Below are 17,840 nucleotides of genomic sequence, written 5' to 3' on the forward strand. Positions count from 1 at the left end.
GGGAATTATGACGGAGAGATTTCAGCCTCTCCCCGGCCCTCTCCTTCGGAGAGGGAGGAAAAACATGCTAATTCAATTATACTAATTCATTGTCGTCCCGTTTAAGGGATGGAATACCAAACTGTACAAATTGGCTTTAGCCAAAACTGCATATTCATTTTGGCTAAAGCCGGGTATTTATTATTGATTATCCGTTGGCTAAAGCCAACGGCAATGAAATTTCTTACCCTCTTTCCGCAAAGCGGAGAGAGGGTCGACAAGCGAAGCGATGTCGGGGTGATGTCGGGGTGAGAAAATCGCCCACATCAAACAATATCTTTCTTTCCTATATTTGACTAACAAACTCATCAAACCCATGAAATTAAACTTCATAAGCGTTTTAGCCGCTGCCGCCCTTTTAGCCGGGTGCGCCGGTAACGAAAAGAAAACGACTACCACCACTACGCCCGACACCGGGATGGCGGCAGATATAAGGCAACATATTGCCGTTTTAGCTAACGACAGCCTGCTTGGCCGCAAGCCATTTACCAAAGGCGAGGATAAAACCATCGCCTACATAGCCGGCGAATTTAAAAAGCTGGGACTTGAGCCGGGCAACAAGGGGAGTTATTTCCAGGAAGTGCCGCTAGTAGAAATTACTTCTGCCGCGCAGGATATGAACATTAGCGGCGCGGCTACCGTAGCACTTAAACCGGGTGTCGATTTTGTGGCTGCTACGCGACGTGAGGTGGATAGCCTGAGCCTGAAAAACTCGCCGTTAGTATTCGCGGGCTTTGGTGTGGTTGCACCCGAATACGGTTGGAACGATTATAAAGGACTTGATGTAAAAGGCAAAACCGTGATCGTTTTAGTAAACGACCCTGGCTTTAAAGCGGGCGAAAAATTATTTAAAGGCGATACCATGAGCTACTATGGCCGCTGGACCTACAAATATGAAGAAGCTGCGCGGCAAGGTGCCGCGGGTGTAATTATCGTACACCAAACCGAGCCGGCAAGCTATGGCTGGCAAGTGATCCAAAACAGCTTTAGCGGGGCAAAACTTTACCTGCAACAGGCCGATAAGCACATGAACCGCTGCCAGGTTGAGGGCTGGATGAGCGAAGAAGCTGCCACCAAATTGCTCTCATCGGCAGGTATAACGGGCGATATCCGCGCGTATGCCCGCAAGAAAGATTTTAAGGCTGTGGAGTTGAATAGCACCGTGTCCTTATCTTTAAAAAACACACTTAAATATTCAAAATCGCATAACGTAATTGCCACTCTTAAAGGCACGGCCAAGCCGGACGAAACCATCTTATACACCGCGCATTGGGACCACTTTGGCGTGGGCAAACCCGATGCAAAAGGCGATAGTATCTACAACGGCGCCATAGATAATGCAAGCGGTGTTGCCGCGATTTTAGCGGTGGCTAAAAAGTTCACCCAGCAAAAAGATAAACCAAAACGCAGCATTGTTTTTTTAGCCGTTACTGCCGAAGAACAGGGCCTTTTAGGATCGGAATATTACGCTACGCACCCTGTTTATCCGCTTAACAAAACGGTGGCCAACTTAAATATTGATGCGTTATCTGACTTTGGCGAAACCAGTAATTTCTCTATCACCGGTAAAGGACAAAACGACCTGGACGACTACGTAATAGCCCTAACCAAACCAAAAGGCTGGGATGTGGTGGGTGATGAAACACCTGGCTCGGGCAGCTACTATCGCTCCGACCATTTCAACTTTGCCAAGGTTGGCGTACCTGCATTAGACTTGCACAACGGGTCAAAAAGCATCCAGCGCGGCGAAGAATTTGGCAAGACGCAGGCTAAAGAATATAACGAGAAACATTACCACCAACCATCAGACGAGTACAGCGAAGCGATGGATACCAAAGGCATGGCCCAAACCGCCAACCTCATGTACCAGCTTGGCGTTAAGTTAAGCGGCGAAACCACTTTTCCGGGTTGGAAAAAAGGCTCAGAGTTTAAGGCAATCAGGGATAAAGCGATGGCGAAATAATGATGCGGTGGTAATGCGGGAAACTTGTATGCAAGGAGACGCGAAGTATTGCGTCTCTACATTACAAATCCCACGCGTTATTGCGAGGTACTAAGCAATCTCTTTAAGCAAATCGGTTATGCATGGTGTATAACTGTCCTAAAGAGATTGCTTCGCACCTCGCAATAACGTTCTTTTTTGATATTCCTTACTTACACCTTATCAATCCTAATCCATTGCATGCCTGCAGCTTCTGCGGCTTGTACGCCGGGTTCGCCGTCTTCAAATACCAGGCAGTATTTTGGGTCTACGCCAAGTTTTTTAGCAGCGGCCAGGAATGGGTCTGCGTAGGGTTTACCGTGTTTAGTTTCGCCTGCGCAGATCAGTACTTCCACTTTATCAAGGATGCCTAAAATCTCTAAAGTTTTCTCAACGGATGTACGGCTGCCGCCGGATACCACACCTATGCGTACTTTGCCCGCGTGGTTTATCAAATGGTTCACCACATAGTCAATAGGTTGGGTTTTCTCAATGTATTCACTAAAAAACACCTTGTATTTACGTGCGGCAAAATCAACCGGGTCAAAGGTGGTATGGTAGCGTTTGTTTATCTCGTCAACCACGTTCAGTATCGGCAGGCCTGCAAATTCATCAATAATATCTCCTTCAATAACGTAACCATCATCGGCAGCTACGCGGATATAGCTTTCCTTATGTGCGCCCATGTTATCGGCAAGGGTGCCGTCGCAATCGTATAAAAACGCTTGAAAATCCCCGGCGGATAGCTTATTTAAAGCTTTATATTTTTGAGTTGAAGTTGCCTGTTCCATAATGGCTGCAAGTATATATAAACCCGCAAACATTATTGTAATGATTAAGTAAGCAGGTTGTTAACGCAGTGTTAATCTTTTTTTAATACCTTGCATCACCAATTATAATCCTTTCATGAAAAAAGCCTTACTTACCTGTGTTTACTGTTATTGGTTTATGGCTGTAAAAAAGATAGCACTATTACACCACCTGTAGATACGCCACCTGTTGTGGTGGATAACACCCCGCCCATTACGCTAACCGCTGAGGTAAAAAACAACAGCAAAATTTTTACCAACATTACGCTTACCCAGGAAGGTGACATCTTAAAAGGTTACACCGCCGGCCCGGCGAGCATCAGCCGCCAATTGGTTTTAACTTTTAAGCTTAAGGATGCCGCATCGGTAGTAAAAGTTAAAGATGTGGTACAGGCAAGCGGCGTTACCTTAAATGATTTTACAAAACCTGTTGTATATACCGTAACCGATAGTAAAGGCGCAAGTAAGGATTACACCGTAGGCATTTACAATTTTACCGGCCTACCTATTTTTAACATTACCACAGCGGCACCCGTAGTATCAAAAGGAGATTACGTTGCGGGTAATGTAGATTACAGCGATACCACCCGTCCTGATGGCTGGTGGGTAAAAACGGCTCCTGGTTTAAGCGCTTGTTTCAGGATCCTGCTTTTTTGACCAAGGTACGTACCCGATGGCAATTCCTTAAGGCTAACGGCATCCCCGCCATGTATAAAAGCATTGATGATTCGCAGGCATATTTGACCTTGCCTGCCCAGGAGAACTTAACCAAGTAGGATATCCTAAACAAATATGTATGGCCTAACCCTGTTGTTTTGGGCACTTACTCAAGAGAAGTTGCACAGCTTAAATATTGGCTTACCCAGCGTGTAGCGTGGATAGATAGTAATTTGTAATTTTGCAGGATGAATTTTAAGATCTACCTGGTAATATTTGTGGGCGTGCTTATTATCCTGTTCGCCATGTACAGCCTTTATGCCGTTGGCACACAAGGCGAGCAATGGGGCAGCGTACTATTGGGTGCTGCCGTTGGCTGCATGCTTGCCATTGGTTTCCGCGTGGCAAAAAAGAAAAGGCTGGAAAATAAAAAACCTCAATAAATATTACGTCCTGCCCCACCATCAACCTGTATAGTTTGCCCGCTGATGTAGGCGGCCTGTTCTGACGCCAGAAAGGTTACCAGCGCGGCCAGTTCCTCGGGTTTGCCAATGCGGCCAAGGGGAATGGTTTTAGCTTTTTGTGCGATGGCCTCGTCGGGATCAACATCTTTTGGCATAGTATGTTTAATACGGTCTGTAAGGATCAATCCCGGCGCTACGTTATTTACGGTGATGTTATAAGGGCCAAATTCATCGGCCATTAGTTTGGCCATCCCCACAACGCCCATCCGCATAGCGGTAGATAATACCGAACCACCCAATACCGATTTTACCGAACCGCTTATGATATTTATAATGCGCCCGCTGCCTGTTTTTTGCAGATGGGGCAACACCAGCCGGCTGGTGCGCGCCATGCTTAGCAGGTTAAGGTCGAACGCTTGCTGCCATTGCGCGTCATCAAAATTCTCAAACTTATTAAAGGGCGGGCCGCCGGCATTGTTCAGCAAAATATCTATCCGGCCAAAGGCATCAGCCGCCTTGCTAATAAATTCGGTTACCTGCGCGGCGTTAGCTACATCAACCGGTATGGCGATAACTTCGTTACCGGTGGCTTGCTTTATTTCTTCAGCGGTTTTGTTTAGCGTTTCTTCATCGCGCGAGCCAATGATCACTTTCGCCCCTTCGGCAGATAACGCCATCGCGATAGCTTTGCCCAAACCCTTGCTTGCCGCCAGTACAATGGCTACTTTGTTAGTTAGTTTTAAATCCATTTGAATTACACATGTTGTTTAATAACACACCCCTGTTAATGTTGCTGCTGTTTGGCAATACCTTACAAATCCCCTCTCGAGAGGGAACCACAGCAGCGGCAACCGGCACTGCCATTCATGGGGTGTGTTTATGTTTATTGCAAAAACCCATTAACCGTTGCTAACATAAATAAAATATATTTGTACTAAGCTTAAGGGCTTACTCATCATTGATAATTTTATATGAAAAACCAGGTTGCCCGTACATACTTATTGCTGGGCATAGCACTTATACTATTTGCCTGCGCGGCACTGTTTGTACCATCGGGTAAAATTCAGGACCTAATGAACGGCGGCTCGGCAGGTTTCGCGCTTGCAGGCTGCATCAGCTTTGTGCTGATGCTGGTAGATCATTTTAAAAAACGCTCATGAAAAAGTTTATCCGGAGTGTTGGTTTCGCGCTTAAAGGCATCAGGCATGCCTTTGCAACACAGCTAAACTTCAGGATCCAAACATCTGTAGCGTTGCTTGCTATTGCGATGGGTTTATATTTTGACATCAGCGCGAGCGAATGGCACTGGGTAACGCTCTGCATCGCTTTGGTGCTGATGATGGAACTATTCAATACCGGTATCGAAGCCCTGGTAGACCTGGTATCGCCGGGTTACAACGAACTGGCAGGGCGTGTTAAAGATGTAAGCGCAGCAGCGGTTTTGATAATAGCCATATTTACATTGGTTACCGGCGTTATTATTTTTTTACCGAAAATACTATTGCTTTTCCATGCTGCATAAAACCCGTGGCATTGTGTTTAAAACTACCGACTACAGCGAGAGTAGTGTAGTGGTGCAGATCTTTACCGAAAAGTTCGGCCTGCAATCGTACATCATTAACGGGGCTAAAAAGCCAAAGGCCAAAATTGGTAGCAATATGCTACAGCCCCTGCATTTGGTTGATATGGTGGTTTACCATAAAAGCAACGGCAACGTGCAGCGCATAGCCGAACTGAAGAACGCGCCCACCCTACTAACCATCCCTTACGATGTGATTAAAAGCTGCATAGCCATGTTCCTGAACGAGGTGCTGTACAAAGCCGTTAAACAGCAAACACCGGACGAGAACATATTTGATTTCATTTTTAACGCCATTGAACTGCTGGACCACAAAACCCGCGGGCTTGCAAACTTCCACCTGTTGTTTTTAGTACAGCTAACACGATACCTGGGCTTTTATCCGCATGGCGGACTAATGTCTGAAGCTGATTTTTTTGATATGAAGGATGGCGTGTTCAGTAATTATAAACCCGATAGTGTCTCATATCTGTCACCACCGCATACCAAAAATTTTTATACCTTGCTTAAAAGCAGTTTCGCCAATATCGACGACGTAAAACTAAGTAACGACGAAAGGCGTTACCTCATCAATAAGCTTTTGGAGTACTACGCCATGCATATAGAAGGTTTCGGGAATATTCGCTCGCACGAGGTACTGGAAGAGGTGTTGGGGTAAAAATTTAACAGATAATTACTAAATTGAGCACGTGAATAAGCATCTACAAATAAGTTTACTGATTTCGGGGTTTATAGCTTTGACGCTCGCAGGTTGCGGCCCACGCAAACCTGCGAAATCAAAAATATCTTTTAAAAGTGTTGAGGGCATTACCTTTCTGGAGGTATCGCGGAAGCAAAATAATGGGTTGTCGTATAATGAGTACGGTTTCCATTTGATACCCGATTGGAAGCTGCGCTTTGTATCGGCAGATTCGGCGGCGCTTTACAGCCCTCAAAAAGGCAAGTTCTTCAACTTCCCGCTGGCTTTGGGTACCGATTCGGTTTTCAATATCGCCCATGCGTTTTTGAAGATGAAGGTACTGAGCAAGGATAGCCTGGTATTCCAGTTACTGGAGGCAGAGGGCGATTCAATCAACCTGAACAAGTCGCGTGTAACCATGAGGTTGTTCTCTGAAGATTATATCAAAAATAAGCTGCACACCGATGTGTCTGTTTTAAAGCGCGCCACCAGGCAGGATACCCTTTATGTACGTGGTTTAGTAGCCAAGGCCAATGCCGACATCAAAAAAGCATTTGCGGCATCGCAGCCGGTGCAGCTCATCAGCACAAACCCAAACGTAGCGGTTGAAAAACGAAAAGCAACCCCCAGCCTGTTAGATAACAAATACAGCACCGATGATGATTACCTTAGCCCGGTTTATGATATTGTGATCCATAAAGCCTACCAGGATTTCGACTACTTATTTGAGGCTACCATAGATGCTGCCGGCACGTGGCATTATAACAAACCTTTAATTGGCTTTTTAGACGACAAGGTAGCCGAAGCCGCGGCCATCCGCGCAACAACCGGTATTATGAATACCTATCTGAAACTTTTTTTAACCACCATATCCGGCCAAACTTTGGGCATGAAACATGCCAGTATTATTTCGGTAAGAGTTAAGGGATTTGTGGCGGCGAAATAAGGATTAAATCAAGTTCGAAAAATGATCAATTAATGGCGTTTCAAAGTCGATTTGGGGACGGAAAAAAGTCATTTAAAGTCTACTTTTTTTTCTTAAAAAGCCTGTAAAAAAATCATAGAAAACCATAAAGGGCGAGTAATTTTTTTAGCGATATCAACATTAACAGATATTTCAATCGCTGCACCCTGCGCCCTTTGTGAAACTTGTTGATCAGGCCGGTTAGCCCAGTATGCGTTTCTTGATGTAATCTATAGCAGATTCTGCCAGCTCGTTACCACCGGTTTGTATAACGTTGCCATCATGTTGGATGGTCAACTCGGCCTCTATGTTATCTTCTATATGTACTATAAGTTTGTCTTGTACCTTTTCTACACGGCAAGGTACTTCGCGGCCCGAGTAATATAACGCAAACTCGTATTTGCCGTCTTTATCTGCGGGGGTGATGTCTTTCTCTTCAATCATGGTTTAGTTCTTTTGATATTGGGTATAACACCAAAGAGCTTACCAATGTTTCACAAACAAAAAAGAGAAAACTTTTTGGGTTCTCTCTTTTTGTGTTTTTACTGACCTCATTATATTATAAAGAACAATTGGTTGGGTAGAATATATAATAATTGACCAAATATAATATCTATATACTTAGTAGACAATATTAAAATGATATATTTTTATCAACAACTGAATAAAATTTGGCCAAATGTTAATAAACTACTTTTTAAGAGGCAGCGATTTAATCATCAGCTGTTTAGCGAGGCGTAATCCCCGCTGTAAAAGGCTGCCTTTTCGGTTCTTCAGAAAGTATTTTATGGCTTCGTAAGCCTGCTTATTTTCCTGTAATATTTCTGGATAATATTTAACGGGCTGCTGTGCTACCTGCACGCCGTACATGTTTTCTATATTGGAATGTACCCCGGTGCCATCGTGCCCAATGTTATGGATGAGCGACCGGCTTGGATTAAGCGTAAGCCCTTCATTCAAAAAAACCGAGGCATACCACCGGATAGCCCACGAATTGTTCTTACGGGCCTTAAAATCCTGCATCTGCTTCCAGAAGTTCATGGTACCTTGTATCGAAAATTGATTAATTTCCTCTTCATCAAAAGCCGCCATCAGTTTATCAATATCAGGCTCAAAGTTTTTCCAGGCGCTTGCCCAGGTAGCCCAGCCCCAGCTAAATGCCGCACGAAAAAAGAACGTTTCGGGTAAGGCTTCATCCTGCAACGGGAACATATACGCGCTTATGTGCATTACTTTCTCTTCATCCGCGTAGCGAGCCAAGGCATCGTTAAAATACTGCAAGGTATAGGGAGATGATACTAAATCATCCTCAAATACAATTACATTGCCATATTCATTCACCAATTGCGTAACGCCTGCAATAATGGAATTAGCCAATCCCATATTTTGCTCGCGGGCTATCACCTGTACCGATCTAAATCCGGTGGCTTTAGCAGCAATCTGCCTTACTTCCTCAACTGCAATCCTATCGGCATCCGTTTTTGCACCGTCAGAAAATATGAACAGATCGGATTCCGCCGCCTGCAAATTTTTTTGCAAATAGCTTAGCGTTTGGCCGGTATGGCCAGGCCGGTTATATACAAATAGCGCTATAGGTGCAGTAGAACTCAATTATTGATTGATTGTCCCGATAGTTATCGGGATAGTGATTGATTTTTCTTAGAAGATATCGGCTTGCTTGTCTGTTTTAGTGCATAATACGGTGTAAGCGTTTGCAAAGCGTTCTTTTAGTTTGTCGCTAAGCTCAACCAGCGTATTCTTCACTGCAAACTGTGCCAATATTTTAAACTTATTAATAAAGTTATCAGGCTTTTTTTGGTTGATAAACGTATTGAAACGGGTAACCTCCGGGCCAATGATAGAGGTAAGATCTTTTTTAACTTCAAACCCTTCGGTTTGCAGCAAGTACCTAAGCGAGGTAGGCGTGTACATATTGATGTGCCCATACGCCAGGAAATGCTTTATACGCTTATCTACGTTAGTTTTATAGTCGATGGGTACTTCTATCACAAAATGCTTGCTTACACGCTTTATTTCTCGTAGCAGCAAGCGCTCGTGCTCCACATGCTCTAACACGTGCGACAGGATGATGAGGTCAAAACTATCATCCTCAAAGGGCAGCTTATACCCGTCAAACTCCTGTACCGAAACTACGTTCTTTATATTACGAGTTTTAATGTGCTCTACCCCACTATCCGAGATCTCGACCGCGTGATACTCGGTCGCAAAATTATAATCAGATAGCTTTTGCAGTATACTGCCATCGCCCGCACCAACTTCCAATACTTTTTTAAACGATTGCCCTTTGCAAACATCAATAATATGATACGCCTTGTACTTGGCACCCAGCATACGCCAAGCCTCATCATGAGTTTTGTAAAAATCGTCGTACGCGGTTTTTACGTTTTCGCTTATAATTTCTTTTGCCATAATTAGATATCCAGGCAGTTATCAGCTTTGTAAAACACCGAGGTTGATTTACGGTAGAAAAGGCCCGGCGAAATACCGCTAAGCAGTAAATGCTTAAAACCATTACTTAGTAAAAATTCTACTCCTTCTTTGTACACTTCGCGTTCCGAATCATCTAACACTACAACGCCGTTTGGCGTTAACGCTTCAACGGCTTGTTTGCAGCAGTTTACACGGTCGCGGCCATCTACAATAATAATATCAAACTTTTCTGCAAGTTTAACAGGCTTGCGGCAGTAGTCACCATCGCGTACCAGTTCGCAAAATATCAGTTCGGAGTTATCAGGCTTCTTGCCCGATTTTTCTATTTTATCAAACCATTCCTTATCATGCTCTACCGAAACCACTTTACCTGCATATTTTGCATAAAAGTAGGTGGAATTGCCAGATCCAAACTCAAAAACGGAATGCTGTTTGGTAAGCCGTGTTTTAATGAAATCTATAAACGAGTAAGTAACCCAGGGAATGGGATTGCCATCCCTATCAACGGGTGACCTGGTATCAAAAGCTTTAAACCAGCCAATATCATCCAAATAACCTTTTTTATCGAAAGATAGCAACGCACGCAAATGCGACGGATTAGTTAATACTTTTATTAATGATGAAAATGTACTCAACGTTTTATGATTTTTTGAAACAGTGAAATTAAAAATAATGATTTTAACATCATAACGCCCTGCCTGCTTACTTTTGGTATTAGTAAAACAAAAAAGGCCGAACTTGCATAAGCTATCAGCGTTGCAATAGCTGCACCCATCATACCCATCTTCGGGATCAGGAAAAGGTTAAGTACAATATTTACTATCGCCCCAAAACCTGTGCGCCAAAAGGTAAGCTTTACATAACCTTCGGCAATCAAGTACTGACTGTTAGCCGCACCCAAAAATACAAACACACCCGACCAAATATGCACCGATAACACAGGCGCGGCATAAGCATACTCCGGGGTATAAATTTTATATATTAAATGTGATGTAAAAGTGATGATAACAGCCGCGGGCAAACTCAGGTAAACCATCAGGTCGTACAGGTTTTGGATGCGCTTTTTGTAGCGTTCCAGGTCGTCCCTGCGGGCATTTAATATGGCCGGGAACAGCGTGGTTACAATAACAGTAGGTATAAAATTCCATGCTTCGCTTAGCGACGCTACCGTAGCATATGCCCCTGCTTCTTTTGTGCCCGATATGTTTTGAATCATTAACTGATCTATTTTCATATACAAGGAAACCATTATACCCGATATAATTAATGGCCACGAAAGCTGCAGCAACTTTTTTGCCAATTGGCTATTATATACCCAGTTAAATATATTACGCCCATTACGCTGATAGGTGAAATAATATCCAATTGCCAGCAGGAAAAAATCAAATGAATAGGCGTACACAAATGCAATAAGCGGCATTTTTAAGTAAATAAGAACCAGTTTTATTGCTGCAGATAACAGGTTGCCCGTAACCTGTACCTGCATAATATATTTGGATTGTACCTCCGACTGGAAATAGGAATCTATAACATTAAAGGCCTGCACAATACCTATCACAGAAAAAATAAGTACATAGGTGTATGGGGTCCCTTTAGCAGGGTACACCTGGTAGCATAGCCATATCAACGGAATACAGGCAATGCCTGCACCAACCTTCATCCAAAATGATGTACCTAATATGCTATCGCGATTTTTGGGGAATTGGTGAAGCTCTTTAACAATAAACTGATCGAGCCCTAAGGTAGCAATGGCCGAAAACAAGTAGATATAAGTAATGCCGCCCGTGATGATTCCCAGCCTGTCTTTACTTAAGTAGCGCGCTACGGCTATGTTTACAATAAGTTTAATAAGTAGGCTTCCCACCTTTCCAATAAAGGTCATCCCCGTATTTTTAAAATACTTTTCTAAAGCCTGCTGGTCAAATCCGGGAATGCTTGGTATGCGCATAATTTATATGCAAATATATAAAAAGCAAAGAGCCCTCTGTAATTAAACCGAGGGCTCTTTGTAGTATCAGAAAAGCTAAAGATTACTGTGAAGTAAATTTCTTAGCGTTAATTCTTCTTTCGTTCTCGTTCAGGTAGATCTTACGTAAACGGATGCTTTGCGGGGTTACCTCAATGTATTCATCAGCCTGGATGTACTCCATAGATTCCTCTAATGAGAATTTAATAGCAGGTGCGATACGCACGTTGGTATCGCTACCAGATGCACGCATGTTGGTTAACTGCTTACCTTTGGTTAAGTTAATAACCAAATCGTTATCGCGGATGTGCTCGCCTAAAACCTGGCCTTCGTAAACATCAACTCCCGGATCGATGTGGAAACGACCACGATCCTGTAATTTATCTATAGCGAATGCTGTAGTTTTACCAGTATCCATAGATACCAATACACCATTTAAACGACCAGGGATAACACCTTTCCAGGGCTCGTATGCTTTAAAACGGTGGGCCATAATAGCCTCGCCACCGGTTGCGGTTAATACGTTGTTACGTAAACCAATAATACCACGTGCAGGGATATCAAACTCTAAGTGTTGTAAGTCGCCTTTAGGCTCCATTACCAACAGGTCGCCTTTGCGCTGTGTTACCAGCTCAATTACTTTACCTGCAACTTCGCCTGGTACATCAACTATTAAGGTTTCAACCGGCTCACATTTAACACCATCAATTTCTTTTACAATAACCTGTGGCTGGCCTACCTGTAACTCGTATCCTTCGCGACGCATGGTCTCGATCAATACTGATAAGTGGAGGATACCACGGCCGTATACTAAGTATGAATCCGGAGATTCTGTCTCAACAACTTTAAGCGCAAGGTTTTTCTCCATCTCTTTGTACAAACGGTCACGTAAGTGGCGCGATGTTACAAATTTACCCTCTTTACCAAAAAATGGTGAAGTGTTGATGGTGAATAACATGTTCATGGTAGGCTCGTCAATATGGATAACTTCCAATTGCTCCGGTTTTTCGAAATCGGCAATGGTATCGCCAATGTCAAAACCTTCTATACCTACAACAGCACAAATATCGCCCGAGCTAACAGATGTAGCTTTAACTTTACCCAAACCTTCGAAAGTGTAAAGTTCTTTTATGCGTGTTTTTTGGATAGTACCATCGCGTTTTACCAACGAAACCGGCATATTCTCTTTTACAGTACCACGTGCAACACGGCCAATTGCAATACGGCCAACGAAAGATGAATAATCTAACGAAGTGATCTGCATTTGCAATGTACCTTCTTCTATAGGTGCAGGTGGGATATTAGCTAATATAGCATCCATCAACGGGAAAATATCCTCGGTAGGTTGTTTCCAGTCGGTGCTCATCCAGCCTTGTTTTGATGAACCGTAGATAACCGGGAAATCCAGTTGGTCTTCAGTAGCTTCAAGGTTGAAGAATAATTCAAAAATTTGTTCGTAAACTTCTTCAGGGCGGCAGTTCTCTTTATCTACCTTATTTACAACCACAATTGGTTTTAAGCCTAAAGCCAAAGCCTTTTGGGTTACAAAACGTGTTTGGGGCATAGCGCCTTCAAACGCGTCACAAAGTAAAAGAACGCCGTCAGCCATTTTCAATACACGCTCTACCTCACCACCAAAATCGGCGTGACCAGGGGTATCAATAATGTTGATCTTAACATCTTTATACATTACCGAAACGTTTTTTGACACGATGGTAATACCACGCTCACGTTCCAGGTCATTGTTATCCAAGATTAATTCACCAGTCTCCTGTCCATCACGGAAGATAGCGCAAGCGTGTAAAATTTTGTCGACCAAAGTGGTTTTACCGTGGTCAACGTGTGCGATAATCGCGATATTTCTTATTTTTTGCATGTACTGCGGCCTCTAAATTTTGCGCAAAGATACGGTTTAGAAATGGCATTTGAAAGGCCGCGAAGCATTTTACAATTATCTGATTATTACTTAATTGTTGCTTAACATGGGGGAGCGATGGAATTGTGTGCTGCCTTTCTGTAAAGAGACGCGAAGTATCGCGTCTCTTTACTTCGCGTCTTGTGCTATTATCCTACTTCCCAAACGCCCACTGTAAAAACTTAGGCATGGCTTTACCCCAGGTTTCGGTATCGTGGGTGCCGCCTAATACTTCAAGATATTGGATATCGGCGGGGCGTTCGTAGCCTTTGGCAAGCAGTTCTTTGATCACATCGATGGTATCGTCGATAGAATCAATAATGCCGTTCTTATTACGATCGGCAGTTTCATCTTTGGTACCGGTTTGCAGCCAAAATTTCAGTTCGGGTTTGCCTATAGTGCTTTTCAGCATGCTGTGCATCAGGCGGTCATCATTGGTGTAGCCTTTGGTAAGGTCCTTACTCCGCCACCAGAACGAGGCCGAGAACGCGCCAACTTTATCAAACAGTTCCGGGTTGTTCCAGGCAATGTCCATAGCGGTTAAACCGCCAAGCGAAAATCCCGCGAAAGCGGTAGTTTCAAAATGCTCTATACCGGTATGTTCGGTAATAAAGGGCAGTAATTCTATTATGATAAATTGGGTATAAAGGTCGGCCTTGGCACCGCGCTTTTTAAAGTCGGGTTTGCCGGCTATGCCGTATTCCTGTATGCGGTCTTCCCCGGCGTGGATAGCCACGGTAAGCAGTGGTTTTATACAGTTACGTTCGTATAGGTCCTCCAGGGTGTCAACCATTTTCAGATTTTCCAGTTCCTGGCCATCGTTCAATAAAAGTAAGTTAAGAAGCTCTGCTACAGCACCATATTCGGGCATCAGTAGGGTGCAGGTAACGTCGCGTTCAAGTATGGTTGAGGTTATGATAAGTTCCTGCAGGGCTATCTTCATTTCAAAATCTGTACTGTAGTACATTGTAGTAAAAATTATTAAGGGAACAAAAATTAGCCTCACCTAATCCTCTCCAAAAGAGAGGACTTAACAACCTCTTTTAGAACCCTCTCTGTTTGAGAGGGCAGGGTGAGGCCCTATTAAGGGGACAAAAATACCGTTATAGTTTTTAAAAACTACCTAAAACATAATTATTTGGCACGTTGTTGACATTTATACACAATCCTGCTATCTTACCATCTTAAAACCAACATTTTGACTGAACAATATCATCGCTGGCATTCCCCAAATTTAAACCTCGACCTGGAAATGCTGGTATTTGGCGACCGCGGTTTCCCGGTTATCCTTTTCCCAACTACCAAAGGCCGCTACCATCAAAATAAAGATTTTGGTTTGATTGACAGCGTAAAATGGTTTGTGGACGAAGGCCTGGTGAAGATCTATTGCCCGGACACAATCGATGCACTTAGCTGGTATGACAAGGGCATCAACCCTGCCGACCGTGCCCGTAATTACGCCTGGTACAATAAAATGCTGGTTGAAGAACTTGCACCCCGGGCTATGCACGAAACCGGCGTTGGCAAAGTGGCCGTTGCAGGTTGCAGCTTTGGCGGCTACCATGCGGCAAACTTCGCATTCAAACACCCCGAAATGGTGGCGCATCTGTTCACCATGGGCGGCGCTTTCGATATAAAAATGTTTACCGACGGCTTTTATAACGACGATATATTTTACAATAACCCGGTAGATTTTTTACCCGGCAGTAATAAGCCCGATCTGTGGAATATGAACATTATCCTCGGCACGTCTGATCACGATATGTGTAAGGATTATAACATCACCATGTCGAACATATTGAATGCAAAAAACATAAACCACTGGCTGGATATCCGTCCCTTTGCTAACCACGACTGGCCGATATGGAAGGAAATGTTCCCGCATTATTTATCAACAATAAAATAGAAACAAGAAGTCAAGAGTTAGGAATCAAGACAAATAATAAGACATAAACCAACTACACTATAAAACATCTAACATGGAAAAGAAAATAGGGATCTTATTCGGACAGGAAAATTCATTCCCGCAGGCATTTGTTGACAGGATAAACGATAAGGCTGAAAAAAACATTAAAGCCGAATTTGTACGCATTGATAAAATGATGCAGGGCGAGCCTTTGGGCTACTCGGTAATTGTAGATCGCATTTCGCAGGATGTGCCGTTTTACCGCGCATCACTAAAAAATGCAGCCATCACCGGCACCGCGGTTATCAACAATCCATTCTGGTGGAGCGCTGACGAGAAATTTTTTAACAACGCTTTAGCCGTAAAGCTGGGTATACCTGTGCCTAAAACGGCATTACTTCCATCAAAAGATCACCCGGATAGCACAACCGACCGCTCATTTCGTAACCTGGCGTTCCCTTTGAATTGGGATGCTATATTTGATTACGTAGGTTTCCCGGCATATATGAAACCGTTTGACGGTGGCGGCTGGCGCGATGTTTACAAGATTAGCGACAAAGACGACCTTTGGGAGAAATTTGCAGAGACCAAGCAGTTGGTGATGTTGTTGCAGGAGGAGATCATTTTTGATGATTACTTCCGTTGTTACTGCATTGGCGGCAAACACGTTCGCATTATGCAGTACGAGCCACGCAACCCGCACCACCTGCGTTACGAGCATGGCAAAGCCCCGGCATCTAAAAAAATGCTGGATACCATTACCAAATATGTATTGCAATTAAATCAGTATTTAGGCTACGATTTTAACACGGTTGAATTTGCAGTGCGCGATGGTATACCTTACGCGATAGATTTTTGTAACCCTGCACCCGATGCCGAAGTTACCAGCGTTGGGCAAGACAATTTTGAGTGGGTTGTAGAAACCGCTGCATCTTACGCAATAGAACGCGCAAAAGCACAAAAAGACAACAAGGACAATCTTACCTGGGGCGAATATGTACGCACGGGTGTAAACGGCAAACCATTGGTAGCAACAGCAAAAACAGCCAAAGCCGATGTAACCACTGCCAAAGTTGACCATACTATAGCCGATGAAGCAAAACCAAAGAAGAAAGCAGCAGCGCCGAAGAAGGTGGCTAAGAAATAAAACCCATCGCTATTAAAATACAAGTCATATTGAACTTGTTTCAGCACCTCACAAGCAGGATAGCCACTTTGCAAGTAAGATCCCGAAATAAATTCGGGATGACAAATAGATAAGTACCAATAACCCCTAACCAATTATGAACGAGTTCACCTTAGGTGTTGAAGAAGAGTTTATGGTGATTGACCCCGTAACCAGGGAGTTAAAATCGCATGAACAAAAAATTGTGGATAGCGCGCAAAAGATCCACGAAGACCAGGTAAAGGCCGAAATGCACCAGGCCGTTGTGGAGGTGGGTACCCACATTTGCCGCAATACCGAAGAAGCGCGTAAAGAAGTTGGCAAGCTGCGTACAACCGTAGCCCAACTGGCAGGTGATATTGGCCTGCGCATTGGCGCTGCCGGCACGCACCCGTTTTCGCACTGGCAACACCAACTGATAACGGACCATCCGAGATATTTTGAGATAGTAGACGAATTGCAGGAAGCCGCGCGTTCTAACCTTATTTTCGGGCTGCATGTGCACGTAGGCATCCAGAATAGGGATATGGCTATCCATATTGCCAACCAGGCCAGGTATTTTTTGCCGCACGTTTACGCGCTATCAACCAACTCTCCTTTTTGGGAAGGCAGGAACACGGGTTATAAATCGTTTCGTACCAAGGTATTCGATAAATTCCCAAGGACGGGCATTCCCGATTATTTTGACAGCATTGAAGATTATGACAGGTACATCAGGCTGTTAGTAAAAACCAATTGTATCGATAACGCCAAAAAGATTTGGTGGGATCTGCGGGTACACCCCTTCTTCGAAACTATCGAGTTCCGCGTGTGCGATTGCCCGATGCTGATAGATGAGACAATGACCTTTGTAGCACTGTTCCAATGTATCTGTGCCAAATTGTACAAGTTGCGATTGAGCAACATGAAGTTTATCACCTATAACCGGGCTTTGATCAACGAGAACAAATGGCGCGCCGCCCGTTATGGCATTGACGGTAAAATGATAGATTTTGGCAAGGAGCTTGAGGTAAATACCCGTGCACTGATTCTAGAACTATTGGACTTCATAGATGATGTAGTTGATGACCTTGGCTGCCGCGACGACCTGCAATACGTGCACAAAATATTAGAGAACGGTACAGGTGCAGATAGGCAATTGGCTATTTACAACCAAAACAATAACTTTGCAGATGTGGTGGACTACATTACATCGCAAACTTTAAAAGGAATATAGGCCCCCTCTAAATCTCCCCCGGTAGGGGAGACTTAAGATTATGGGCAAA

Annotated in this window: 20 protein-coding genes; 11 read left to right on the forward strand and 9 right to left on the reverse strand. The window is 43.9% G+C overall.

Annotated features, from left to right (window positions below; translation table 11 throughout):
- Positions 1–355 precede the first annotated feature (355 nt).
- Positions 356–2,002 (forward strand): M28 family metallopeptidase, encoded by a 1,647-nt coding sequence (locus RHM67_RS19315; protein ID WP_322228926.1) that lies wholly within the window; start codon positions 356–358, stop codon positions 2,000–2,002.
- Positions 2,003–2,193: 191 nt separating this feature from the next.
- Here RHM67_RS19315 and RHM67_RS19320 read toward each other — a convergent pair whose 3' ends face one another.
- On the reverse strand, positions 2,194–2,844 hold the full coding sequence (locus RHM67_RS19320; protein ID WP_322228927.1) for an HAD family phosphatase: 651 nt from the start codon (positions 2,842–2,844) through the stop codon (positions 2,194–2,196).
- 117 nt (positions 2,845–2,961) lie between these two features.
- Between RHM67_RS19320 and RHM67_RS19325 the strand changes: the two genes are divergently transcribed.
- The 3 genes from RHM67_RS19325 (at position 2,962) to RHM67_RS19335 (ending at position 3,929) form a co-directional block, all read left to right on the forward strand.
- A complete protein-coding gene (locus tag RHM67_RS19325) occupies positions 2,962–3,486 on the forward strand; it encodes a hypothetical protein (protein ID WP_322228929.1) in 525 nt (174 codons plus the stop codon).
- Entirely contained in the window at positions 3,483–3,605 is a 123-nt protein-coding gene (locus RHM67_RS19330) for a hypothetical protein (RefSeq protein ID WP_322228930.1), read from the forward strand. The genes RHM67_RS19325 and RHM67_RS19330 overlap by 4 nt, the downstream gene beginning before the upstream one ends.
- A gap of 129 nt (positions 3,606–3,734) precedes the next feature.
- Positions 3,735–3,929: a hypothetical protein gene (locus tag RHM67_RS19335; protein WP_322228932.1), complete on the forward strand. Its 195-nt coding sequence runs from the start codon at positions 3,735–3,737 to the stop codon at positions 3,927–3,929.
- Here RHM67_RS19335 and RHM67_RS19340 read toward each other — a convergent pair.
- Positions 3,923–4,699 carry an SDR family oxidoreductase gene (locus tag RHM67_RS19340; protein ID WP_322228934.1) on the reverse strand — a complete coding sequence of 259 codons (777 nt, stop codon included), beginning with the start codon at positions 4,697–4,699 and terminating at the stop codon, positions 3,923–3,925. The genes RHM67_RS19335 and RHM67_RS19340 overlap by 7 nt on opposite strands.
- Before the next feature lie 222 nt (positions 4,700–4,921).
- Between RHM67_RS19340 and RHM67_RS19345 the strand changes: the two genes are divergently transcribed.
- Genes RHM67_RS19345 through RHM67_RS19360 form a run of 4 tightly spaced genes read left to right on the forward strand, consistent with a single transcriptional unit; the run spans position 4,922 to position 7,154 of the window.
- A complete protein-coding gene (locus tag RHM67_RS19345) occupies positions 4,922–5,110 on the forward strand; it encodes a hypothetical protein (protein ID WP_322228935.1) in 189 nt (62 codons plus the stop codon).
- On the forward strand, positions 5,107–5,472 hold the full coding sequence (locus tag RHM67_RS19350; protein ID WP_322228936.1) for a diacylglycerol kinase family protein: 366 nt from the start codon (positions 5,107–5,109) through the stop codon (positions 5,470–5,472). The genes RHM67_RS19345 and RHM67_RS19350 overlap by 4 nt, the downstream gene beginning before the upstream one ends.
- Positions 5,462–6,187 carry a DNA repair protein RecO gene (gene recO / locus RHM67_RS19355; RefSeq protein ID WP_252759167.1) on the forward strand — a complete coding sequence of 242 codons (726 nt, stop codon included), beginning with the start codon at positions 5,462–5,464 and terminating at the stop codon, positions 6,185–6,187. Before RHM67_RS19350 ends, recO begins: the two co-directional genes overlap by 11 nt.
- A 31-nt stretch (positions 6,188–6,218) precedes the next feature.
- Complete coding sequence (locus RHM67_RS19360) at positions 6,219–7,154, forward strand: hypothetical protein (protein ID WP_322228938.1); 936 nt, start codon at positions 6,219–6,221, stop codon at positions 7,152–7,154.
- A 219-nt stretch (positions 7,155–7,373) separates the two neighbouring features.
- Here the strand turns inward: RHM67_RS19360 and RHM67_RS19365 are convergent, their stop codons facing one another.
- From RHM67_RS19365 to RHM67_RS19395, 7 genes are all read right to left on the reverse strand, one after another.
- Positions 7,374–7,616, reverse strand: coding sequence for a hypothetical protein (locus RHM67_RS19365; RefSeq protein ID WP_322228940.1), 243 nt, complete (start codon positions 7,614–7,616; stop codon positions 7,374–7,376).
- Positions 7,617–7,862: 246 nt separating this feature from the next.
- On the reverse strand, positions 7,863–8,783 hold the full coding sequence (locus RHM67_RS19370) for a glycosyltransferase (protein WP_322228941.1): 921 nt from the start codon (positions 8,781–8,783) through the stop codon (positions 7,863–7,865).
- A gap of 48 nt (positions 8,784–8,831) precedes the next feature.
- The gene (locus RHM67_RS19375; RefSeq protein WP_322228942.1) at positions 8,832–9,602 is read right to left on the reverse strand and encodes a class I SAM-dependent methyltransferase; all 771 of its coding nucleotides are present in this window, start codon (positions 9,600–9,602) and stop codon (positions 8,832–8,834) included.
- A 2-nt stretch (positions 9,603–9,604) separates the two neighbouring features.
- Positions 9,605–10,258 (reverse strand): FkbM family methyltransferase, encoded by a 654-nt coding sequence (locus RHM67_RS19380; RefSeq protein WP_322228944.1) that lies wholly within the window; start codon positions 10,256–10,258, stop codon positions 9,605–9,607.
- Entirely contained in the window at positions 10,255–11,571 is a 1,317-nt protein-coding gene (locus RHM67_RS19385; RefSeq protein ID WP_322228946.1) for a flippase, read from the reverse strand. Before RHM67_RS19385 ends, RHM67_RS19380 begins: the two co-directional genes overlap by 4 nt.
- Positions 11,572–11,653: 82 nt before the next feature.
- Positions 11,654–13,465, reverse strand: coding sequence for a translational GTPase TypA (gene typA, locus RHM67_RS19390; RefSeq protein WP_322228948.1), 1,812 nt, complete (start codon positions 13,463–13,465; stop codon positions 11,654–11,656).
- Between the two features lie 193 nt (positions 13,466–13,658).
- On the reverse strand, positions 13,659–14,471 hold the full coding sequence (locus RHM67_RS19395; RefSeq protein ID WP_322228950.1) for an alpha/beta hydrolase: 813 nt from the start codon (positions 14,469–14,471) through the stop codon (positions 13,659–13,661).
- A gap of 231 nt (positions 14,472–14,702) precedes the next feature.
- Between RHM67_RS19395 and RHM67_RS19400 the strand changes: the two genes are divergently transcribed.
- The 3 genes from RHM67_RS19400 (at position 14,703) to RHM67_RS19410 (ending at position 17,791) form a co-directional block, all read left to right on the forward strand.
- On the forward strand, positions 14,703–15,410 hold the full coding sequence (locus tag RHM67_RS19400; RefSeq protein WP_322228952.1) for an alpha/beta fold hydrolase: 708 nt from the start codon (positions 14,703–14,705) through the stop codon (positions 15,408–15,410).
- A 73-nt stretch (positions 15,411–15,483) separates the two neighbouring features.
- Positions 15,484–16,557, forward strand: coding sequence for a hypothetical protein (locus RHM67_RS19405; protein ID WP_322228953.1), 1,074 nt, complete (start codon positions 15,484–15,486; stop codon positions 16,555–16,557).
- 136 nt (positions 16,558–16,693) lie between these two features.
- Positions 16,694–17,791, forward strand: a complete 1,098-nt coding sequence (locus RHM67_RS19410; RefSeq protein ID WP_322228954.1) for a carboxylate-amine ligase — start codon at positions 16,694–16,696, stop codon at positions 17,789–17,791.
- Positions 17,792–17,840: the final 49 nt, after the last annotated feature.

The sequence above is a fragment of the Mucilaginibacter sp. 5C4 genome (genome assembly GCF_034345625.1).
GTDB lineage: Bacteria > Bacteroidota > Bacteroidia > Sphingobacteriales > Sphingobacteriaceae > Mucilaginibacter > Mucilaginibacter aurantiaciroseus.